Below are 21,888 nucleotides of genomic sequence, written 5' to 3' on the forward strand. Positions count from 1 at the left end.
ACTGTTAAACTTGCCGACAGCTCAAAGCATCCAGTGGATGGTTTGAGGTCTAAGTCTAGAAATTGAAAAGCAAGAAACCTAGGGGAAGTATTAAAAATTTTTCAACTTAATCTATTTTTAAAATTGGTTTAAGACAACTATATAAAATAAAGAATGTCACCGAAAAGATAATCCCTTCAATGAGGTTAAATGGAATGACCATGGCAAAGAGATAGTTTCCCAAACCTAAAATAGCAGAAATATCAAAATTCGCAAATTTGGCATAAAGTGGCACAGCGTAAACATAATTCAGCATAAACATTACCACAGTTAAGCCAAGCGTTCCCACGACTGATGCCAGTATGTAATTTTTCAAGCTTGGTTTTTGGTTCCAAAGAATAGCTAGCGCTACTACAAAAACACCTAGAGCAAGGACATTCATTGGCAAACCAATAATCGTTGAAATACCACCGTTATTTAGCAAAAGCTTTAGCAGAGTACGAAGAATTAAAATTCCCAAAGCACTCTTCAAATCAAACATCACAAGCCCAACTAAAACAGGCAAAACTGAAAAATCAAACTGTAAAAAACTAGCTGATGGAATCAGTGGAAACTGAAGATACATCAGCAAAAAAGAAAGTGTAGATAAAATCGCAATATGAGCGATTTTACGCGTATTAGTCATTGTTTCAGGCATAAAAAAGTTCCTCCAATTTTCTCAAATTGAAAGAAGGCGTTCGAGTATATGGTAGCACAACAAAAACAGCATAGCCAAACTCTTAGTCTTCTCCCATCCAGACTATACTGTCGGTTCTGGAATCGCACCAGATCAGCTGCCCTGCAGCTCGCGGACTTAAATCACTCTCGTTCTCTTACCAAACTAAGTTGTTGAAAATTTTCAGCAATTATTACCGCCGGTCGGGAATTACACCCTGCCCTGAAGACAATTCTAGAATAGCAAAAAAACAGCATTCATGCAATATTTTTCGCACAAAAACCTTGCCATTATCAAAAAAACAGCCATTTTGACTGCTTTCATATGAATTATTTTAATTTATCGTGTGCGTAAGTATGACTTAATTCTAAATTCGGAAAAGCTTGCTGACGAAGAGCTTCATAAACAATCATACAAACAGTATTTGATAAGTTTAGGCTACGAACGTGTTCATCATTCATCGGAATGCGAAGAGCTTTTTCAGGATTAGCTCGCATAAATTCTTCTGGCAAACCTTTATCTTCACGCCCAAAAAGAAAATAATGGTGCTTCCCGTCGTTATAATTTTCATCAGAATACACTTTGTTGGCAAATTTACTAATCAAATGAACCTCACCATCGCATTTTTCCATAAATTCATCCAAACTATCATAAAATGTCACATCAAGTTTTTCCCAATAATCCAACCCCGCGCGTTTCATTTTACGGTCATCAATTGGGAATCCCATTGGACGAATAATGTGCAAAGGAGCGTTTGTCGCAGCGCAAGTTCTGGCAATATTTCCTGTATTTTGTGGAATTTGTGGTTGAAAAAGAACAATATGATTCGTCGCTTTATTCGGTTCTTCGTGATAGTCAAGCTCTTCAATATTCATAACTTACCCTTTCATTTCGACATAAAAATAAACCACACTGCTCGGAGTCAAGCTCAGCAAACAATGTGGTTGGCGGCGATTCATTAACTTAAATCATAACAGGTTTGATTTAAACTAACGAATTCTTGATATTTATTATAACACTTTAATACCTAAAGTCAACGCATTTGACATGATTTTGTGATGTTTTTGCGTATTTTTTCAAGATTTTTTGACTCTTTTCCTAAAAATAACGGTTTCAATACTTTTTATTTCATTTTTTTTAAAAAACCCTGAAATTCAGGGCTTTATGTATTTATTTTTTCAAATGATAAGAATACGTTGCGATGATAATATCTTCATACCAGCGTAGGCGAGCACGCAAGCGTAAGCTCATTTGGTTGTGAAGAATATTTTGCCAACTGTGTTTTGGAATGAATTTTGGAATAATTACCGTCATGGTATGGTTGTTTTTCTTAGCTTCCCGATTCATTTTTTGAACGAATGACATTGTTGGTTTCACAACATCACGGTAGTTTGATTCGATATTGACAAACGTTACGTCTGGGAAATAGGTTTTAAATTCTTGTTCAATTTCCAAATCTTTTTCACGGGTTTCTAACGTTGAAACATGCATAGCAACAACGGTTTGACCGATACTTTTGGCGTAATTAATGGCACGAATACTTGCTTGTGTGATATTCCCAACTAAAATCAAAACCGTATTGCCGTCGTAATGAATATTTTTGACATCGTCTGTTAAACGTAACTGCATGGCAACATTATTATAATGGCTCTTAATTGAATAAAATAGAATCATCAAGACCACAATAATTGGGAAGAATGGCCAGATTTCACCGATTCTAAAAATCAATAAAATCAAGATAATCAGATAACAAATGATTGCTCCTAAAATATTAGCAAGCGAATGTTTCAAATACCCTTTACCAAATTTGCGTTTCCAATGGATGACCATACCAGTTTGTGAAAGAGCAAATGGAATAAAAACACCAATTGTATAAAGTGGGATAAGACGTTCTGTTGATCCATTGAAAATACAGAGCAAAACAATTGCTCCGCCTGCCAAGGTAATAATTCCATTAGAATAGCCTAAACGGGCTCCTTTTTCCATGAAAAGATGTGGCATGTATTTATTTTTAGCCATGTTGAAAGATAACATTGGAAAGGCTGAAAAACCAGTATTAGCAGCTACGGCTAAGATAAGTGCTGTTGACAACTGGAAAATATAGAAAAGTGCGTTTCCAATTGCTGAATCTCCAAAGACCTTTTGAGCAATTTGCGCCAAAACAGTCACATGTGCTGTTGGCAAAATGCCCAACCAATAGTTTAAGAAAGTGATACCTGCAAACATAACACCTAAAATGATTGACATGATAGCAAGCGTACCAGCAGCATTTTTTTCTTTAGGCTTTTTGAAAAATGGCACCGCATTTGAAATAGCTTCAACACCAGTAAGGGAAGCCGAACCGCTTGTGAAAGCTCTTAGTAAAAGAATCAACGACACCCCAGGAACAACTTTGCCAACATGTGCTGTTGCACTATAAGCAAGGTGCCCCGTTGCAATTTGAATGCCTCCGTAGCCAATTAAGAAAAGGATGCTGACAATGAAAAGGTAAACTGGAATCATCAGCGAGGTCGCTGATTCACGCAAACCACGCAAATTCATAAACATCAAAATTAGAACCAATACAATAGAAATTTCCAGATTAAATTCTTTAATAGCAGGAAAAGCTGATGTAATTGCATCGGCACCAGATGCTACGGATACTGCTACCGTCAACATGTAATCAACCAAAAGACTACCACCAGCTATCAAGCCCATGCTTGGCGATAGATTTTCAGTCGAAACCATATATGCTCCGCCACCTTTTGGATAGGCGTGAATAACTTGTTGGTAAGAAATTGTCAAACTAGCTAACAATACCAAAACCAATAATCCAATCGGTAGAGACCACCAAATAGCTGCCGCAGAAATCGTTGTTAAAACTAAGATAACTTGTTCTGGTCCATAGGCAATAGATGAAAGAGCATCGCTCGATAACATCGCTAACGCTTGTGATTTAGACAATAAATGTTCTTCATCAGACTCGCCAGCTGATTTTAATGGATTACCGATAAAAACATTTCTTAACTTTTCAAGCATTGAAATTCTCCCTAAAATTAGATAACGATTTATTATAATTCTCCCCTTCTCATTTAGCAAGTATTTTGTAAAAATGTTATATAATTTTAACAATCAATGTTACCTTCTGTAAATTTTTCAAAAATACAGAATCTATCTCAACCATTCTTTTTAAATAGGAAAACAGCTCTATAAAGAAAGGGGTTACAAATGATTAAATAGCTAGTATTTTTAGAAAAAAAAGAGTATTATAGGGGTGATACATTTCGGAGGTAAGAATGAAAATAATTGTTGTCGGCGGAGGTAAGGTTGGTACCGCACTTTGTCGCTCCCTTGTTGAAGAAAAACACGATGTTGTCTTAATTGAAGAGAAAGAATCCGTTTTAAAAAACATCACCAAACGTCAAGATATTATGGGGATTGTTGGTAACGGAGCCAATTTTAAAATTCTCGAACAAGCAGATGTTAGCAACTGTGATATCTTTATCGCCCTAACTGCCAAAGATGAAGTCAATATGATTTCAGCTGTTTTGGCTAAAAAAATGGGAGCTAAAGAAACCGTTGTTCGTGTGCGCAATCCAGAATACTCTAACGCCTATTTTAAAGATAAAGACTTTCTTGGTTTTTCACTTGTTGTCAATCCAGAGTTGCTAACAGCTCGCTACATTGCCAACTCAGTTGATTTTCCAAATGCACTTTCCGTAGAACACTTTGTCAACGGTCGCGTCATGTTAATGGAATTTATGATTGCTGACGGCAGTAAGCTTTGTCAAATGACACTTAGCCAATTCCGAAAGAAATTTGGCAATATTGTCATCTGTGCCATTGAACGCCAAGGTAAGCTGATTATTCCAGATGGTGATGCCATTCTCAAAACGGGAGATAAGATTTTTGTCACAGGAAATCGTGTGGAAATGATTCTCTTCCACAACTTTGTCAAAACCAAAATCATTAAAAATCTGATGATTATCGGCGCAGGACGAATCGCATACTATCTCCTCAACATCTTAAAACATACAAGAATCAATCTTAAAGTGATTGAAAACAATCAGGAACGTGCTGAACTGTTTAGCCAAGAGTTTCCTGATGTACATGTTGTTCAAGGTGATGGTACTGCCAAAAGTGTGTTATTGGAAGAAAGCGTTGAAAACTTTGATGCTGTTGCTACCTTGACAGGAGTTGACGAAGAAAATATCATCACTTCAATGTTCCTTGAAACCTTGGGAGTGCAAAAAAATATTACCAAAGTCAACCGTACAAGTTTGCTTGAGATTATTGATACCAGTCAATTCTCAAGTATTGTCACACCAAAAAGTATCGCTGTTGATACCATGATGCACTTCATTCGCGGACGTGTTAATGCACAAGATTCAAACCTTGATGCCATGCACCATATTGCCAACGGACGCATTGAATCCTTGCAATTTGAAATTCGTGAATCCAATAAAATGGCTGGTAAGAGCCTATCATCATTGAAATTCAGAGATAATATTTTGATTGCTGCCATCATCCGCAAAGGAAAAACAATCTATCCTACAGGTGAAGATGTTCTACAAGTTGGTGATAAAATTGTCGTTGTTACCTTCTTGAAAAACATCACACGCATTTATGATTTGTTAGCGAGGTAAGTTATGAATAGAAGTATGGTTCGTTACCTCCTTTCAAAATTACTCTTAATTGAAGCGGCACTTCTACTTGTACCAATGTTGGTCGCCATTATTTATAGTGAGCCATTGCGTGTGCTCAACAGTATTGGCATTACAATTGGTATCCTTCTTATTCTTGGTTTGCTGGGGTCTGCTTTCAAGCCTAAAAATTACCACATTTATACCAAGGAAGGGTTATTGATTGTCGCTCTTTGTTGGATACTCTGGTCTTTCTTCGGAGCACTGCCTTTTGTCTTATCTGGGCAAATTCCAAGCATCATCGATGCCTTCTTTGAAATGAGCTCAGGATTTACAACAACGGGAGCAACCATTTTACCTGATGTCAGCGTCTTAACGCACTCACTTCTTTTTTGGCGAAGTTTCGCCCACTTAATCGGTGGTATGGGAGTGCTTGTTTTCGCGCTAGCCATTATGGAAAATAGTAAAAATAGCCACCTCGAAGTCATGCGAGCTGAAGTCCCTGGACCTGTTTTTGGTAAAGTGGTTTCCAAATTAAAAGAAACGGCACAGATTTTATACATTATTTACCTGACAATGTTCGTTGTACTTGCTATTATTTTAAAAATAGCCGGCATGCCAATATATGATAGTATCGTTACAGCCATGGGCTGTGCAGGTACTGGTGGCTTCGCTGTTTATAATGATTCGATTGCTCACTATAACAGCTCACTCATTACCAATATTGTCTCTGTTGCTGTTCTTCTTTTCGGAATCAACTTCAACTTGTATTATTTCCTACTCCTTCGTAAATTCAAAGCATTCTTTAAAGATGAAGAACTAAGAACATATATCGGCATCATTGTCATTGCTACGGCGCTTATTTGGCTCAATGTTGGTGGGCTATATGCAAGTGCTGGTAAAGGATTGGAAAATGCACTATTTGAAGTTGCTAATGTAATTACGACAACAGGATTCGGAATTACTGATTTAACCGTCTGGCCGCTCTTTTCTCAAGTTATCCTGCTCATTCTGATGGTTATCGGTGGCTCGGCTGGTTCTACGGCTGGTGGGCTCAAAGTTATGCGAGCATTGATTTTAACCAAAATCTCAAGAAATCAAGTTTTATCAACGCTTTACCCTAATCGCATTATGACTCTCCATGTCAATCATCAACCACTTGACAAAGAAACGCAACGTGGTGTCTTGAAGTATTTTTCACTCTACATCACACTGTTGGTTGGACTCATTTTAATCTTATCGTTAGATAGTAATAACTTTATGGTCGTTGTCAGCGCTGCTGCTTCAACCTTCAATAATATCGGACCAATGCTTGGTACTAGTGATACATTTGCTATCTTTAGCCCATTTTCAAAATTAATCATGTCTTTTGCTATGATTGCTGGGCGTTTGGAAATTTACCCAATGTTACTACTCTTCATTCCAAGAACTTGGTCAAAATATTAAATAACGAAAAGAGGAAAGCTTTAGCCTTCCTCTTTCTTTGTGCGAAAATCTTTATTGCGTCGAAGCGTAAAATAGTCTGGAACTGGGTCATCACCACCTGTCACAAATGGATGACAACGTAGAATACGTGCAATTCCCATTAAAACACCTTTTAAACCATGCTTTTCAATCGCGCCAATCATGTAATTAGAACACGTTGGGCGATAGCGACATGACGGCGGTGACATGGGTGAAATCCGTTTTTGATACCATTTCACAAGAGCAATAAGACTTTTTTTCATCATTTTTGTTTATTGACAGCCAGATTATGCAATTGACTGATTTCCTTTTTGTTGAGACGACGTGATTCGCCTGGACGAAGTCCTGCCAAATCAAGCGTTCCAAACTGTGTACGAGACAATTTATCCACCAAAAGTCCAACAGATTCAAACATTTTCTTGACTTGATGATTGCGTCCTTCGTGGATAGTTAACTCAACGACTGAACGATTTTTTTCAGGGTCAACTTTGACAATATTGTAGCGTGCTGGTTTTGTCTTTTTACCATCAATCTCCACACCACGTGTCAATGGGCGCAAGTTTTCCTTCGTTGCAATGCCTTTAACACGCGCCAAATAGACTTTGTCAATTTCATTACGTGGGTGAATCATTTCATCTGTAAAATCACCATCATTAGTCAAAATCAAAAGCCCAGTTGTATCCCAGTCCAAACGTCCAACAGGATAAATGCGTTCGGTAACATTTGGCAGCAAATCAACAACTGTTTTACGACCTTTTTCATCTGAAACACTTGAAATAACACCACGAGGCTTATTAAGAAGATAATAAACCTTTTCCTCATTATAAATCGGTGAGCCCTCAACCTCAACAACATCGCCAGATTTGACCGTTGTTGCTAGTTCTGTAACCACCTTACCATTAATCGTTATCAAGCCTTTTTTGATAAGCTCCTCAGCTTTTCGACGACTAGCAACTCCCGCATGGGCAATATATTTATTAATTCTCATTCTCTTTCCTTTACTACATGCTATAAAATACCAATTGATTTTATTGTTATTTTACAGTATTTCGTTATTTTTAGCGACTGTCTAACCTTCTTCAGGCAAGCCAGAATTATCAAAAAGGGTCATTTCCTCATCGACCAACTCAATATTGGAAACGTCGATTAATTCACTCAAGTCGTTAATGCCCATGAAATCTAAGAAATAATCAGTTGTCGCATATAGATTTGGACGACCAATAACTTCTTTTTTCCCTGCTTCTGTAATCAGTCCCAAAGCCATCAATTTGCTAATAGCGCTGCTTGAATTCACCCCACGAATATCATCAACTTCAATACGTGTAATAGGTTGTTTATAAGCAATAATGGACAAAACTTCTAAACTCGCACGTGATAAACTTTGGTTGACAGGTGCTTTAGCAAACTCTCGTAGTAAGCCAGCAAAGATTTCCTTCGTTACAATTTTATAATTACCTGCGGTTTCAATCAGACAGAGGCTTGATGTCTCATCTACTTCATATTTTTGGGCTAATTTTTCCAATTGTTGTTGGAGAGCTGTCGGTGTTAAATTAACCATACTAGCCAAATGTCGCAAGCTCAATCCCTCTTCACCTGCCACAAAAAGGAGGGCTTCAATCTGAGCTAAATAGTTCATGTAACTTCCTTTCTTAATCTTCTTTTGCTAAATGCCTTCTACAAGATTTGACAGCTTAGCTAACACTTCGTAAAACAATGTCACCAAAATTTTTTTCTTGTTCAACCTCAACTTCGTGAACTTTGATTAATTCCAAGGTTGCCAAAAAAATGGTAATCATTTCAGGAAGTGTCTGGCATTCACGAAAAACGGTTGTCAGCACTAGTTTTTTTGTCGCATTAAGACGTTCCACAATGATTGTCATCATGTCCTCAATGCGATAATCATCACGTTCGATAACTGTATTGCTATTTTTTAATTCTTTTTGTTTTTCAGCCATGACATGCGAAAACGATAAGAACAAATCCATGACCGTCTTATCGTGTGTTAACACAGCATCTTCAAAAATTAATTCTTGCTTTGGTTTTGAATAAAATTTAGCACGTTCGTCGTGCTGCGCTGACAGTTCCTCACTAATCGCTTTAAAGCGGCGATATTCCTCAATTTGGGTCAGCAATTCTTGTTCAGGGTCATTTTCTTCTGGCTCTGCCTCGACAACTTTTGGCAAAAGCTTACGGCTTTTAATCAACATCAGCTGACTTGCCATAACCATATATTCACCAGCCACTTCCAATTTCATGGCTTGCAAGGTTGAAATATAAGCCAAATATTGCTCAATAACTTCTACAATCGGCACATCATAAATATCCATTTGGTACTTTGAAACCAAATGCAAAAGCAAATCAAGAGGACCTTCAAAATCTTTTAACTTAATATCCATTATTTATAAAATTTCTCTAAAGTCACTGGACTTTTAAGGCCCAGATTACGACTAACCTCCAATATTGATTTACCTGCTGCTTTTTGATGCAAAATGTACTGCTTGCGAATTGCCTGCGCAGATAAGTAATCTAAATCCAAGGTTGCTAAAAATGATTTTAGTTGATTGAAAAACCATTGACGTGAATAAGGTTGTCCTTGATTGTCAAAAAGATAAAGCTGATTCTCTGAAAAACTTGCTGCCACATAAGGCAATAATTTTTCAGGAAGCTCTAAAACCCTCACTAAGCCTGCTCTTTGCACGCGCAAAACAGCAAAAGTCAAATCAAAATCAGCAATTTTTAACTGTTGAATGTCACTTGGTGATAAACCAAGCTCAATCATCAAAAGCGCAATTAGCTGCCCTGTTTGACAATTCGTTTCCTGATAAAAAGAACGATAATCCAAAAGCGCCAGTTCAACTGGTTTTGTTGTGATTTTCTCTTTATTACTCAACTTGTAAAAATGGTCCAGTCGGTCTGTTTCATATAAAAAATACAGAAACTGATTGACCGCTGAAATTTTTCGTTTTTTAGCCGAAGCTTTTAAAAGTGACAAAGAGTGTTCATACAATGCCAGCTTTTCTTTGCTAACTTTGCCATCAATAGCTTCAACGAATTGTTGCAAATCATAAAAATAGGCATTCTTTGTATTTTCAGATAAGGGCTTGCTATCAATAAAATCTTGGATAAAATCAATCATCTTTCGGAGTAATCGTGTAATAATCAGTGAAATCGTGTAAAAGGCTATTCACCGCCTTTAGAATCGATTTACGAGTAATAATGCCCAAAAACTGGTCATTTTTATCTAAAACAGGTAAAAATGGATAATCTACCAAAAGATGCATAATATCCGTCAAATTTGACGTTTCACTAATCGTTTCCATTTTAGTATTTACCATTTTACCAATATCTGTTTGAGCTAATTCCCAGTCTGTCAACTGATTTTTGGCTTGATAAGACATAATATCCGCAATGCTAATGGTTCCAACATATTTTTTCTCTTTAGTAATAACCGGAACACGCGAATAACCATTGTTAGCTAATAAAAGCATAGCATGGTCAGAATTATGAGTATCAATAAAAATAGCTAAATCCTCTGCTGGAATCAAATAATGTTCCAAATGACTGAGAAGAAACTCTTCAAATTCTTTTGCTATCATCTGTCAAATTCCTTAGAAAGTACATGGAAAAGGTCGTGATTACGTGTGTAATAATTTACCTTAATCTTATCATCAGTAATGTCAATTTTGGCATAGAGTTTTTCTTTCACATCACCACGTGGTTGTAAAACACTACCTGGGTTGATAAAGATTGTTTTGCCATTGCGCCAAGCTGCTGGACGATGTAGATGACCATAAAGGCAAATATCAGCATCCGCTTCTTGGGCAAATAAATCCAATCTATCCCACGTAAAATTAATATTATAAAGATGACCATGTGTTTGTGCCACAACAACATCACCGAGATAAGTGATTAATCTTTCAGGATAACCATTGTCATAGTCACAGTTACCACGAACCACCTTGATACCTTCCCAAATCGTGTCCGAACTTGGCAATTCAGAATCACCATTGTGGAAAATAGCATCTACTTCCCCTTGGTATTTTGTCTTAATATCATTGATAATCTCACGGTCGCCATGAGAGTCACTCATTACAATTATTGTTTTGTTTGCCATACTGGGAATGCCTCCATTAATTTCTTAACAGCCAATCCTCTGTGCGAAATATTATTTTTTTCTTCAGCAGTCAATTCAGCTGCGTGACGTCCAGTTTCACCGACCATAAACAATGGGTCATAGCCAAAGCCATTATCGCCTTTTGCTTCCATTGCAATATAGCCTGGCCAGTCAGCTTCAACAACTAAACTGTCTTTGTCTGGTGCTGCAACCACCAAAGTAGTATGGAATTGTGCAGAACGGTCTTTATGGTCAAATACCATAGCCAGCTCATGAAGTAGTTTGGCGTTATTTGATTCATCTGTCGCATCTGGTCCAGAAAAACGAGCTGACCAAACCCCAGGAAGTCCGCCAAGAGCATCAACCTTCAATCCTGAATCATCTGCCAAGACCATTTTTCCTATCAATTTTGAAATGGTTTCAGCTTTCAAACGTGCATTTTCCTCAAAGCTCATGCCAGTTTCTTCAACTTCTGGTAAATCAGGATAATCATTAAGATTTTCAACCTTGATACCGATTTTTTCAAACATCTTACGGAATTCTTTGGTCTTGCCTTCATTACGTGTTGCAATCAAAATCGTATCACCAAAGTCAGCTTCAGAAGTTTGTCCAAAGAAAGCCGCTGCTTCAACACCGTTTTCTGGCAAATGAACCAAGAGCAATTGTTCAGCTTCCGTAACAATCACTGCTCCCGCACGTTGTGTCACTTCAAGCTTGCGATTTGTTTCTTGATTAATCATATCAGCGACAAAACGAATCAATTGAAAATCTGATGATTTTTTCACAACAGTCACATTATAACCATTTCTATCATCGGAATGACAATCTCCGTGGCAATTGCCACAACACTTGCTTGTGTTCAATTTAGCCAGTTGTTGACTTAATTCATACACGGCATCATCGCAAACATTTCCTAAACCTGAAATGGCATTAAATCCGCCCCATTCACCAAGAAACCAATTTTCCGCATCTTTATACTCATAAATTTTATCAGTCATTTATTACAATCCTATTTCTATTTGTTCAGCTTTTTCAAATCGACGTGTTGCACATCAATATCTTTAGCAAGCCAATTCACAGCAATTTCTTTGAAACTCTGGCTACTTGCTGTTGTGTAAAACGCATGAGTCACATCATCTTGTGTGCGACTGCGATTAATTTCAAAGTAATTTAACAAAACCGATACATCACGAATACATTCAGCCCCACTATCAATAAGTTTGACATTCGGTCCCATTACGTTTTGAATAATCGGACGAAGTAAAGGATAGTGTGTACATCCGAGCACTAATGTATCGACTTTACCAACAAGCGGTGCTAACGTTTCATAAACAACTTTTTTAGCAACACTTGATGTCATTTCGTTAGATTCTACAAGAGGAGCAAATTTAGGACAAGAGAGGCTTGTAACGTTCATTTGCGGTGCCAATGATTTTATTTTTTGATGATAAATATCCGACTTGATTGTCATCGGCGTTCCAATCACACCGATTTTTCCATTGCGAGTTGATTTAATGGCTGCGCTAGAACCTGGCAAAATAACTCCCAAAACAGGAATATCCAGTTTTTCCTTAACTGCTTCCCAAGCGACTGCTGTTGCAGTATTGCAAGCAAATACAATCATCTTAACATTTTGTGTCAAGAGAAAATTAACCAATTCCCAAGTGTATTCGCGAATCTGTTCAGCAGGTCTAGGACCGTACGGTGCTCTAGCAGAATCTCCAATATATACAATTTCTTCATGTGGCAGCTGACGCATTAACTCACGTACAACTGTTAAGCCACCAACTCCAGAATCTAAAAAACCAATTGGTCTATTATCCATAGAATCTTCTTTCTAATCATGGACTTAGAAAAAACTCAGTTGGTGAGCCAACTGAGTCATTCATTTCTGAGCTCTGTGCTCGAAAATCTTAGCCAAAAGACTGACTTTTTGGAATATCAACGACACCAATCACAGCAATTGACAATTATTTTTTCAAACCAAAGCTTAAAGATTATTTTTTAGCTTTGGTTGCAGCTGCTTTTGATTGTTTGATAATGTTACGATAAGTTTGTTGAATCTTAGCTTCGCTAGGTTTTTGACCCATTTGGCTCATCATTTCACGGATCGCTTCAGGCGTCAAACGTGGGTGTTCACCAATTTCCTTTTCAAACTGTTTACGAGCAATAAAAACGCCACCAACAAGGCCGCCAAGAAGGGCAACCAAAACTAACAAAATCCAAAGAAATGTTGTCATGAATAATTTTCTCCTAAGTTTTTCTACAACACTCATTATAGCAAAAATAGAAAGAGTTTACAAATTCTTGAATGGTTTTTGTCAAATGAATTGTAAGTCTTTTTAACTAAAAAGCTTACTAAATTTCTGATTATCTTTTCATAAGTTGATAAGCTGGCATTTACCAGCATGAAAATGCAACCAAAAGTAGTAAATGAGTAGTATATATAAGCTCCGATATTAACAAGCCAGTCTTTTCAGCTCCACTTTTTCAGACTGAAATGTACCGTGTGCGTCACAGCCAAGTGTCATGGTTATGTTAGCGTGTCCCATGAGATATTGGAGAGTTTTTGAGTTCATTCCTCTGTTTGTCATATTTGTACAGTAAGTATGTCGGAATAAATGTGGTGTGATGTTCAGTAACTTGTCCATGTGATACTTGTTAATCAGTTCTCGCACCAGCCCCTCATATCCAACGGGTCATTTTTCAGTAGTCCTCTTGATATTCTTTCCTTGACTGTTCTTCTTGTCATAGAGCTGGCAGACTGCCATTTTACCGCTGACTGTGTCGATACCATCGTTCCGCTTTTTATCTGTGCTTCTTTTTCCCTCAATGATATACCATCACGCTTCCCAGCATGTGTCTTTTTAAGGTCTGGTACGACATACCAAACACATACTTTGAAAAATCTTCCAACTGCTTTTCTTCATAATCGGCAGGGTTCAGTCGTTTCATTTCCTGCCATACCTTACGTTTGTAAGAGGGCAGGTCAGAAATATAATCACAGCCGACTTTTGCCTGCATATCCTTAAAAATATCATTCATTTCATCACTCCAATCTGAAATTTAGGTAAGAAAAAAGCAGTCAATCCTAAGACTAACTGCTTTCAATATCAACTACCGAACAAATTAAATTCTTTTTGCAACCAATTTTCTATTTGTTTTGCTTCTTTCTCTTTTAACCCAATCTCTGTTTGTTTTGGAATAATTACTAAAATTTTACTTTTTTCCCATTCAAGGTTATTTAGAACAAGAAATTCTTTTGCGTTCCATTTTGTTTTAGGAGCATATTTCAAATTTTTTGTAAAATTCACATCAGAAGTTCTATTAACTAATTTAGACTTTGTTTTTCCTGCAACAATCCCATATAATTGATTGTCCATTTTGAAAAATTTTATATATGCAAAATAATATATTCTCTCGTCAGCAAGTTTATTTTCAAAATTATTGCTAGGTCTAATTAGCTTTGGATTATCATTGGGTATGTCAGTATCAAACCATTTATACAAGTGTTTATAATCAGACTTCTTTAACTGTTCTTCAATTTCTTTATCAGTAAAAAAATTGAATTGTTTAGTATATTGAAAATTTTGGCTCATAAAATAGGTTTCTCCTTTGATATTTTATTAAGATATTTCAATTATATCAGCCCTATATAAACACTACAATAAGGTTTTACGCACCAATAATCTTATTGAACAGCTCTAACAGTACATCTTTCACACCGCCAGCGTTGAATACCAAGCCGACTGCGACAAGGGCAACTACCAAGAAGCCAATGAGCTTTGAAAATTCACGTTTGAACCCTAAGTAGATACCGATAACCACAATCGCCATAAGCACTAGGCTCTGTGCGTTGCTTAAAAACCATTGATACAAATTTTGCCCGAAATTCATTTAATTGTCCTCGCTTTCTTTTAATTGTTTCATTTTATAGTCAGCTTCTTTGCCAACACTCAAAATACACATCAAGACTACGCCGATACCCATTCCCATAGATACCAACAGGAAGTCTTTTCCTAATTCCCACATTTTTTATCACTCCTAACTTTCCACTAAATCTTTTGCAGGGGTCGTCTGCTGTTTGATTATCATTTTATGTTTTTCACTCAAGGTTGCCTGCTTTTCGATTGTTTCCATGTAGTCTGTACCGTTTCCCTTATCAATCTTTTTCAGCATTTTCAAGGTCGGTGCTACCTGCCGTTGTACCCAACGCAATGTGCGGTCTAAGGTGTAAGGCTCTGGCTTTGTCGTCAGTTTCATACTATTTATTTTCCAGTACCATTCTTGCCAGCTTTTGACAGTGTAGGAGCTTCTTGAAACTGTCGTAGCAGAAGCGATAATACAGAAAAGCGACCAATGTACAAACACCAGTCGCTATCAGTATCGTTATAAAGTTGTAAGGGGAAAGCGTCAAGCCGTTTTCTAACAAGCCGAAATGCTCCCAATCGGTACGCATGAGCTGTTTTATATTCAATAGCAATAGAACCGCCACGAATACAAACAGAAGCGTCCCTATGGAAAAGTGGTAAACAAGGTGCTTGTCGCTGGCTCTGATACGATGTCCTTTGTTCCAAATCTTACGCATAAATCAATCACTCCTTTCTGGATATGAAAAAAGCAGTCAATCCTAAGACCAACTGCTTTGTGTATGGATATGAAATTGCTTTCAATCTTGAATAGGTATCCAAATTTCAATAACTGAATTATCACTATTCCAATGAAAACGATAATCGTATTTTTCAAAGTGTAGGATAATATCTTTTATAGGAATATACGATGTACTAGGAATAATTTCTTGATAAATCTTGCCATAAGTTTCATATATTTTATCCATAGCACCAATATGCTCCACAACCAAATATTTATAAGACGGTATTTCTTTATACAGAAAGCCCTCTGGGGTAATGGTTCTTTGGGGAATAGAACAGAAATAATAAAGTTTTCCATTTCTTCTTTCCATAAAAGCATATTTTACCCAATTTCCCGATTGTGAAAGATACGCTTTTTTCAAACTACTGTTAAACTTTCTCCAAAACTGTGTACTAATCTGAATATTCTTTTTTTGATAATTAGTCAGTTCTACTTCTTGCCCAATAACTGCAAATGCGTTTAATTCCTTTATAGAAAAATTTATCATTTTACCTTGTGAGCAGTGATAACGGTATAACTGTACGCATTTACCGTTATAATACAATTATCAATCGTTATATACCAGTTTTTTCCTTTTCTTGTGATTTCCGCATTAGAAAGGCTAATTTTTTCTTTGCACCATTCAATTACATTTTCTACATTCAAAGATAAGTTCTTTTTAATTCTAATAACGCCAAGTTCAGTTGTGTGAAGTCTTCCTAAGTTTTCCAGTAATTCATTTTCCATATTTTGATACCTCATTTTTCAGCAAATTTATTTGTATGTTTTATATCCCAATTATAACATTCGCATATCAGTACCACAATAAAATTTTATGCTCCGATAATCTTATTAAAAAGTTCTAACAGCACATCTTTTCATCACTCCTTTCTAGGTACGAAAAAAGCAGTCAATCCTAAGACTAACTGCTTTGTGTGTATGGATATGAAATTGTCAAACTGGAATTTGTCATACAATCAATTTACTTGCAAGCTTGTAAACTTGTTTAATTTCTTTAGTTTCTAAGTGCCAGCTATCAAGTTCAATTCTAATTAACTCTGGGAACTTCTTACTAATATCCCTTAAAGCGTTCCCAACTGATTTTCTAACATATTCACTTGTATCCTCTTTTAAGCCGGAAATTCTTTTAATAGCTTCATTCGGATTTTCTTTGAAATATGGTCTACTTGTCCATATTCTCAATCCCTCTGTAACAGCTCTCCTTGTATTAGGATTACTACTTTTTAACCATTCATCTATAATTGGAAGTGCCTGTTTATATCCTGTTTTCTTGCAAAATTCATCAAACGCCTTTGCTAAAACTTCTTGAACTCTCCAATTATCGTCATGCGAAACCTCATCTCTCATAAATTCTAAAATATTTTCATCTTCTGATAAATAACCAAAAAGAAATACGCCGTACATTCTTACTTGATACACATCAGACTTATAGGCTAAAAATGCCAATGTTTTACTATGTTCACTATCATTGGATTTATAATCTAAAAAAGCTCTTTTTTCTTCCTCTTTGAACCCATTTTCTATTAAAGAAAATTCTTTTTCTAAAGTAGCAATATATTTTTTCAAACAGCCTCATCTCCTCACCAAATTCTAATTTGTCCGTTTCTTCATATCCATATTATAACAGTTCCATATATCCGCTACAATGAAAATCTATTTCGTAAGTTTATTTTTTCGGCTGTCCCTGCGGTGTAGAGTTCTGTGGATTACCTGCGTTCTGGTTGCCTTTATTCTTCAATACAATATCCTCTGCCTTTACATACCTGTCTACATCAGCACCAGTAAAAGTTTTTCTTGATACTGTATCGGCTGCGGGATTGACAAGCTCCACGACTGCATTGTACGGAAATTCCCTTAACGGCACTTCTGGCGGTACAGATACGGGGATAATTCCACCATGCAGACTGCACTTCAAATCATAGATACGCTTTTTAAGCTGGGTACTCGATGTCCTTTGTTCCAAATCATGCACATAAATCAATCACTCCTTTCTGGGTATGAAAAAACAGTCAATCCTAAGACTAACTGCTTTGTGTGTATGGATATAAAGTTTTCAAACTGGGCGTTTATTATTTCTTCTTTTTCGGTTTTGAATTTGGTAACTCATCATACATAGCATTAAATAATCCTGCTAAAAATTCCTTATTATCAACTTCATCTACCAACAACATTTCTTTTGCTCCCTCATAGGGTAATTCATACGGAGCTGTCGGCATATAACTAATTGCCGATTTCACTGGTTTAACAAGCAATCTATCATCATAGATACCACCTACAATCTTGCCACGATAATAGATAATAAATTCTCCCATCATAGCTCGATAAGTAATTTCTTCTAACTCAGATAACTGCCCTAAAATAAACTCTAAATATTCCTTGCTTGATGCCATATTTCCACCTCAAATTCAAATTTGCTCGTTTCTTCATATCCATATTATAACAGTTCCATATATCCGCTACAATAAAAATATAAGATGTTGGCTTATTTTTTGGCCTGTTCCTGCGTGTTATTATTCTGTGGATTGCCTTTATTCTTCAATACAATATCCTCTGCCTTTACATACCTGTCTACATCAGCACCAGTAAAAGTTTTTCTTGATACTGTATCGGCTGCGGGATTGACAAGCTCCACGACTGCATTGTAGGGAAATTCCCTTAACGGCACTTCTGGCGGTACAGACACGGGGATAATTCCACCATGCAGACTGCACTTCAAATCATAGATACGCTTTTTAAGCTGGGGACTCGGTGTCCTTTATTCCAAAATCATACGCATAAATCAATCACTCCTTTCTGGGTACGAAAAAAGCAGTCAATCCTCAGACTAACTGCTTTGCGTGTATGGATATGAAATATAAACTGTGGTAAAAAAGTAATTACATTTTAGCTAGTTTTCTAACTGTATTTGCTGTTCTTATTGTCAGCTTTCCACTAATATTTGTACTTGCTGTCTTAGACCACCAATTTGTTTTTTGATAATCCTTTCGACTAAAAGACCAGAAAATAACATCTTTATAATTTCTTATCTTTTCTAATTCTTCTTTCGGTTCTCCAATTTCATTGAAAACATCAGAAAACGTGGCAGGGGGCATAATAAAAATCAAATTGTCATAAATTTCTTTATTTTCGTTGCCCCACCAATCAGGAGCATTTTGTAAAATATTTTCAAGTTCTTCTTTGGACATACAAAAGATAGGGATATCAAATCCAAAATATTCCTTTATCATGGTTTCAATTTGAATTGTTAATTTTCCTATATTTTCTTCATCACTCAAAAAAATCACATTGCCACTATTTAGGTATGTTTTAACTTCCTCGAAACCAAGTTCTTCAAAATTCTTTTTTAGTTCTGCCATTGAAATTTTATTTTTTCCGCTGATATTTATACCTCGAAGAAATGCAATATACCTTTTCATAACACCACTACCTTTACATGAATTTAATTTGTTTTCATTCCATATTATAACAGTTCCACATATCCGCTACAATGAAAATCTATTCACTAAGCCTATTTTTTCGTCTGTCCCTGCGGTGTATGGTTCTGTGGATTGCCTGCGTTTTGATTGCCTTTATTCTTCAACACAATATCCTCTGCCTTTACATACCAGTCCACATCTGCACCCGTATAGTTTTTTCCTGATACCGTATCGGCTACTGGATTGGCAAGTTTTACCTTTTATTCGTACTTAAAATACTTTTCGCCAGCTTTGATTGTCAATGGATAGGTCATTTTATATCCTGCTAGCGCGGATAATTCCTTTATAGACTGTGTCAGTCATTACCTCCAAATCGTCATTCATTATTTTTTCAACGATAGAGACACGCTCATTGGATTGCGCCCAGTATTGTTTACTTTCCGCATGAACAGATGTACTCGATAAGGTGGTAACGACAGTCGCTAGGGCAAGTACGCCCGCACACAATCGTTTCAATATTTTTTCATAAATCTAATGCTACTTTCATTTTGGGTAATAAAATAGAGATGGAACGTCATTTTAGGTATTCCATAGTCTATGAGTTATTCAATTTTTCCTGTTTCAATACTGATATGCTGTACCATATCTAGGAAAACTTTGCGTATCAAGGCTCATTCAATGGTAGTAAATAAGTAGTAAGTTGATGTATTTATTTCCTTGAAAATGCTGATAGATACTGTGTTTTAGCGGATAATCAGATTTTTATTATATTTTTAACTAAAAAACACCCGCTTTATGCTAATCAATACTTTGATTGCACAAGCGAGTGCTTTATGGTGGTATGTTAGTTATCGAAATCAAATCCTTCGATAGTTGCGAAATAATCTTCTGGTGTTTCTGCACGGCGGATTAAGCGAGCACCACCGTCTTCTTGGTAAAGGATTTCGGCTGAACGTAGGCGACCATTATACTGATAGCCCATTGAAAAACCATGCGCACCAGTATCATGAACCACAAGCGTATCACCAACACGCGCTTCTGGCAATTCACGCTGTTTTGCAAATTTATCATTGTTTTCACAAAGTGAGCCGACAACGTCAACCACTTCAAGTTTGCCATTAGGATTAGACACGTTAGTGATATGATGATAAGCATCATACATGGCAGGGCGCATCAGGTTAACTGCTGACGCATCGACTCCAATATAAGTTCGATAAGTTTGTTTACGATGACGAACTTTGGTTACAAGTAAACCATGCGGCGCCAACATAAAGCGACCAAGTTCGGTAAATATTTTGACATCACCAAGTCCAGCTGGAATCAACACCTCATCAAAGACACGATGAACGCCTTTACCAATCACAGCAATGTCATTTGGTTCTTGTTCGGGACGATAGTTGACCCCAACACCACCAGACAAATTGATAAAGCTGACAGCTACACCTGTTTTTTCTTTAACCTCAACTGCCAATTCAAATAATTGACGCGCCAATTCAGGATAGTAATCATTTGTGACTGTATTTGAAGCAAGAAATGAATGAATACCAAAGTTTTTGACGCCTTCTGCCTTCAAATCTTTGAACCCTTGAATCAATTGGGCTTTAGTCATCCCAAATTTAGATTCTTCGGGGTTATCCATAATATCTGTTCCAAGAGCAAAAACACCTCCTGGATTGTAACGAAGCGAAACGGTTTCAGGAAGCCCAGCCGCTTCTTTCAAGAAAGCAATATGCTCATAAGCATCAAGATTAATCGTTGCTCCGATTTCTTTAGCATATCTAAATTCACGCGCAGGAGTATCGTTCGATGAAAACATAATATCGGTAAAACCAAGCTTGTGACTCATCAATAATTCCACTTCTGTCGCACAATCTACACCACAATCTTCCTCTTGAAGAATCTTCAAAATCGCAGGTGTCGGTGTTGCCTTAACCGCAAAATACTCCTTGAACCCCTTATTCCAAGCAAAAGCTTTGTTTAAGGCGCGAGCTTTTTCACGAATACCCATTTCATCATAAAGATGAAATGGCGTTGGAAATGCATCAGTAATTTTTTGGAGCTCTTCAGCTGAAATAAAAGGTGTTTTCATATTTATCCCTCGAATTTTCAAAATATTAGGACTATTATAACACAAAGCGCCAAAATCACCAATGGAAATCCCCTAAAAATAAAAGAAGCCGATACAGATTGAACTGCACCAACTCCTTTTCATCATATTAATCGTCATTTCCAAAAATACGAAGCAAACTCAAGAACAAGTTAATAAAATCAAGGTAAAGACTTAAGGCCATTGAAATTGCCCAACCATCACCAACATTACCACCAGTGCTCTCATAAACACGTTTAATCATTTGATTATCATAAGCAATCAAACCAGAGAAAATCAAAACTGAAATGATACTAATGATATAACTCATTGTGCCTGAACCAATAAACATATTGACCAAACTAGCAATAATTATACCAATCAACCCTGCCATAAGTGCCTTAGCCATTCCAGACAAATCTTTTTTAACAAAAGTTCCGATAACAGCCATAACACCAAAGACTAAAGCTGATGAAACAAAGGCTTGAACAACCGTTGCTTGCGTATATGCCACAATAACAAAACTAAGCGTAAAGCCATTTAATGCCGAATAAAATAGAAACAACGGCAGAGCAGCAGGCGTATTTTTACGAGCAGCATTACTAGCTAAGAAAACCAAAGCAAGCTCTAAAAAGATAGCAACATAATAAACAAATGGATGGTAAACAATAATATTAATCATGTTATCAGTAAACACATATAGCATCAAAAACGATACCAAAGCTGATAACCCAATTCCAACTCCGACCAAACCGTAAATCTTGGCAAAGAAACGATTCAGTGCACTATCTGTCTGTGTGTAAATAACATCGTTATGATTCATGAAATCTCCTCTCTTA

28 protein-coding genes, 4 pseudogenes and 1 riboswitch are annotated in these 21,888 nt (G+C 36.7%); of the genes and pseudogenes, 2 read left to right on the plus strand and 30 right to left on the minus strand.

Annotated elements, in window-relative coordinates; translation table 11 throughout:
- Positions 1-106 precede the first annotated feature (106 nt).
- From CCC20_RS03560 to kimA, 3 genes are all read right to left on the minus strand, one after another.
- On the minus strand, positions 107-676 hold the full coding sequence (locus tag CCC20_RS03560) for an ECF transporter S component (RefSeq protein WP_003066082.1): 570 nt from the start codon (positions 674-676) through the stop codon (positions 107-109).
- 81 nt (positions 677-757) lie between these two features.
- Positions 758-928: riboswitch (FMN riboswitch) on the minus strand.
- 95 nt (positions 929-1,023) lie between these two features.
- Positions 1,024-1,569: a tRNA (cytidine(34)-2'-O)-methyltransferase gene (locus CCC20_RS03565; RefSeq protein ID WP_003066084.1), complete on the minus strand. Its 546-nt coding sequence runs from the start codon at positions 1,567-1,569 to the stop codon at positions 1,024-1,026.
- Between the two features lie 295 nt (positions 1,570-1,864).
- On the minus strand, positions 1,865-3,712 hold the full coding sequence (gene kimA / locus CCC20_RS03570) for a potassium transporter KimA (protein WP_013852172.1): 1,848 nt from the start codon (positions 3,710-3,712) through the stop codon (positions 1,865-1,867).
- Between the two features lie 257 nt (positions 3,713-3,969).
- Here kimA and trkA point away from each other — a divergent pair, with 257 nt between their 5' ends.
- Complete coding sequence (gene trkA, locus CCC20_RS03575; protein ID WP_013852173.1) at positions 3,970-5,319, plus strand: Trk system potassium transporter TrkA; 1,350 nt, start codon at positions 3,970-3,972, stop codon at positions 5,317-5,319.
- A gap of 3 nt (positions 5,320-5,322) precedes the next feature.
- Entirely contained in the window at positions 5,323-6,762 is a 1,440-nt protein-coding gene (locus tag CCC20_RS03580) for a TrkH family potassium uptake protein (protein ID WP_009854793.1), read from the plus strand.
- Between the two features lie 20 nt (positions 6,763-6,782).
- On the opposite strand, the gene yidD is transcribed toward CCC20_RS03580, so the two are convergent.
- The 27 genes and pseudogenes from yidD to CCC20_RS03720 all read right to left on the minus strand — a co-directional run bounded on the left by yidD (position 6,783) and on the right by CCC20_RS03720 (position 21,872).
- Positions 6,783-7,043 carry a membrane protein insertion efficiency factor YidD gene (gene yidD, locus CCC20_RS03585; protein ID WP_012962401.1) on the minus strand — a complete coding sequence of 87 codons (261 nt, stop codon included), beginning with the start codon at positions 7,041-7,043 and terminating at the stop codon, positions 6,783-6,785.
- Positions 7,043-7,768, minus strand: coding sequence for a pseudouridine synthase (locus CCC20_RS03590; protein ID WP_013852174.1), 726 nt, complete (start codon positions 7,766-7,768; stop codon positions 7,043-7,045). The genes yidD and CCC20_RS03590 overlap by 1 nt, the downstream gene beginning before the upstream one ends.
- A gap of 81 nt (positions 7,769-7,849) precedes the next feature.
- Positions 7,850-8,416 carry an SMC-Scp complex subunit ScpB gene (gene scpB / locus CCC20_RS03595; RefSeq protein ID WP_013852175.1) on the minus strand — a complete coding sequence of 189 codons (567 nt, stop codon included), beginning with the start codon at positions 8,414-8,416 and terminating at the stop codon, positions 7,850-7,852.
- 55 nt (positions 8,417-8,471) lie between these two features.
- Complete coding sequence (locus CCC20_RS03600) at positions 8,472-9,176, minus strand: segregation/condensation protein A (protein WP_003066099.1); 705 nt, start codon at positions 9,174-9,176, stop codon at positions 8,472-8,474.
- Positions 9,176-9,916 (minus strand): site-specific tyrosine recombinase XerD, encoded by a 741-nt coding sequence (xerD, locus tag CCC20_RS03605; RefSeq protein ID WP_003066102.1) that lies wholly within the window; start codon positions 9,914-9,916, stop codon positions 9,176-9,178. The genes CCC20_RS03600 and xerD overlap by 1 nt, the downstream gene beginning before the upstream one ends.
- Entirely contained in the window at positions 9,909-10,376 is a 468-nt protein-coding gene (gene cbpB / locus CCC20_RS03610) for a cyclic-di-AMP-binding protein CbpB (RefSeq protein WP_003066106.1), read from the minus strand. The genes xerD and cbpB overlap by 8 nt, the downstream gene beginning before the upstream one ends.
- Entirely contained in the window at positions 10,373-10,894 is a 522-nt protein-coding gene (locus CCC20_RS03615) for a metallophosphoesterase (protein WP_003066108.1), read from the minus strand. The genes cbpB and CCC20_RS03615 overlap by 4 nt, the downstream gene beginning before the upstream one ends.
- Positions 10,876-11,892, minus strand: a complete 1,017-nt coding sequence (locus tag CCC20_RS03620; RefSeq protein ID WP_003066110.1) for a nucleoside-triphosphate diphosphatase — start codon at positions 11,890-11,892, stop codon at positions 10,876-10,878. Before CCC20_RS03620 ends, CCC20_RS03615 begins: the two co-directional genes overlap by 19 nt.
- A gap of 17 nt (positions 11,893-11,909) precedes the next feature.
- Complete coding sequence (gene racE, locus CCC20_RS03625) at positions 11,910-12,719, minus strand: glutamate racemase (RefSeq protein WP_003066111.1); 810 nt, start codon at positions 12,717-12,719, stop codon at positions 11,910-11,912.
- A gap of 172 nt (positions 12,720-12,891) precedes the next feature.
- Positions 12,892-13,134 carry a YneF family protein gene (locus CCC20_RS03630; RefSeq protein ID WP_013852176.1) on the minus strand — a complete coding sequence of 81 codons (243 nt, stop codon included), beginning with the start codon at positions 13,132-13,134 and terminating at the stop codon, positions 12,892-12,894.
- A 219-nt stretch (positions 13,135-13,353) separates the two neighbouring features.
- Positions 13,354-13,581 (minus strand): annotated as a pseudogene (locus CCC20_RS11470) (site-specific integrase); the annotation flags it as partial.
- A gap of 178 nt (positions 13,582-13,759) precedes the next feature.
- Positions 13,760-13,939: pseudogene (locus tag CCC20_RS03640) on the minus strand (hypothetical protein); the annotation flags it as partial.
- Positions 13,940-14,007: 68 nt separating this feature from the next.
- On the minus strand, positions 14,008-14,493 hold the full coding sequence (locus CCC20_RS03645) for a hypothetical protein (RefSeq protein ID WP_003066119.1): 486 nt from the start codon (positions 14,491-14,493) through the stop codon (positions 14,008-14,010).
- 76 nt (positions 14,494-14,569) lie between these two features.
- Positions 14,570-14,791: a hypothetical protein gene (locus CCC20_RS03650; protein ID WP_002317729.1), complete on the minus strand. Its 222-nt coding sequence runs from the start codon at positions 14,789-14,791 to the stop codon at positions 14,570-14,572.
- The gene (locus CCC20_RS03655; RefSeq protein WP_353733552.1) at positions 14,792-14,899 is read right to left on the minus strand and encodes a DUF3789 domain-containing protein; all 108 of its coding nucleotides are present in this window, start codon (positions 14,897-14,899) and stop codon (positions 14,792-14,794) included.
- A gap of 39 nt (positions 14,900-14,938) precedes the next feature.
- Positions 14,939-15,160 (minus strand): annotated as a pseudogene (locus CCC20_RS03660) (replication initiation factor domain-containing protein); the annotation flags it as partial.
- A gap of 2 nt (positions 15,161-15,162) precedes the next feature.
- Positions 15,163-15,471, minus strand: a complete 309-nt coding sequence (locus CCC20_RS03665; protein WP_003066132.1) for a hypothetical protein — start codon at positions 15,469-15,471, stop codon at positions 15,163-15,165.
- A 92-nt stretch (positions 15,472-15,563) separates the two neighbouring features.
- Positions 15,564-16,034, minus strand: a complete 471-nt coding sequence (locus CCC20_RS03670) for a GyrI-like domain-containing protein (RefSeq protein ID WP_003066134.1) — start codon at positions 16,032-16,034, stop codon at positions 15,564-15,566.
- Complete coding sequence (locus CCC20_RS03675) at positions 16,031-16,288, minus strand: DUF3781 domain-containing protein (protein ID WP_002305255.1); 258 nt, start codon at positions 16,286-16,288, stop codon at positions 16,031-16,033. The genes CCC20_RS03670 and CCC20_RS03675 overlap by 4 nt, the downstream gene beginning before the upstream one ends.
- Before the next feature lie 207 nt (positions 16,289-16,495).
- A complete protein-coding gene (locus CCC20_RS03680) occupies positions 16,496-17,113 on the minus strand; it encodes a DNA alkylation repair protein (protein ID WP_287179228.1) in 618 nt (205 codons plus the stop codon).
- A 100-nt stretch (positions 17,114-17,213) separates the two neighbouring features.
- Positions 17,214-17,507: pseudogene (locus tag CCC20_RS03685) on the minus strand (YdcP family protein); the annotation flags it as partial.
- 109 nt (positions 17,508-17,616) lie between these two features.
- Positions 17,617-17,937: a TfoX/Sxy family protein gene (locus CCC20_RS03690; RefSeq protein ID WP_003019339.1), complete on the minus strand. Its 321-nt coding sequence runs from the start codon at positions 17,935-17,937 to the stop codon at positions 17,617-17,619.
- A gap of 92 nt (positions 17,938-18,029) precedes the next feature.
- Positions 18,030-18,272: a DUF961 family protein gene (locus CCC20_RS03695; RefSeq protein ID WP_472926573.1), complete on the minus strand. Its 243-nt coding sequence runs from the start codon at positions 18,270-18,272 to the stop codon at positions 18,030-18,032.
- A gap of 151 nt (positions 18,273-18,423) precedes the next feature.
- Positions 18,424-18,963 (minus strand): DUF1697 domain-containing protein, encoded by a 540-nt coding sequence (locus tag CCC20_RS03700; RefSeq protein ID WP_003066148.1) that lies wholly within the window; start codon positions 18,961-18,963, stop codon positions 18,424-18,426.
- A 315-nt stretch (positions 18,964-19,278) separates the two neighbouring features.
- A complete protein-coding gene (locus CCC20_RS03710) occupies positions 19,279-19,479 on the minus strand; it encodes a hypothetical protein (protein ID WP_003066150.1) in 201 nt (66 codons plus the stop codon).
- A gap of 328 nt (positions 19,480-19,807) precedes the next feature.
- Complete coding sequence (locus CCC20_RS03715) at positions 19,808-21,052, minus strand: diaminopimelate decarboxylase (RefSeq protein WP_003066153.1); 1,245 nt, start codon at positions 21,050-21,052, stop codon at positions 19,808-19,810.
- A 127-nt stretch (positions 21,053-21,179) separates the two neighbouring features.
- Positions 21,180-21,872, minus strand: coding sequence for a Bax inhibitor-1/YccA family protein (locus tag CCC20_RS03720; RefSeq protein ID WP_003066158.1), 693 nt, complete (start codon positions 21,870-21,872; stop codon positions 21,180-21,182).
- Between the last annotated feature and the right edge of the window lie 16 nt (positions 21,873-21,888).

It is taken from the genome of Streptococcus sp. LMAG:39 (assembly GCF_008680485.1).
GTDB classification, from domain to species: domain Bacteria; phylum Bacillota; class Bacilli; order Lactobacillales; family Streptococcaceae; genus Streptococcus; species Streptococcus pasteurianus.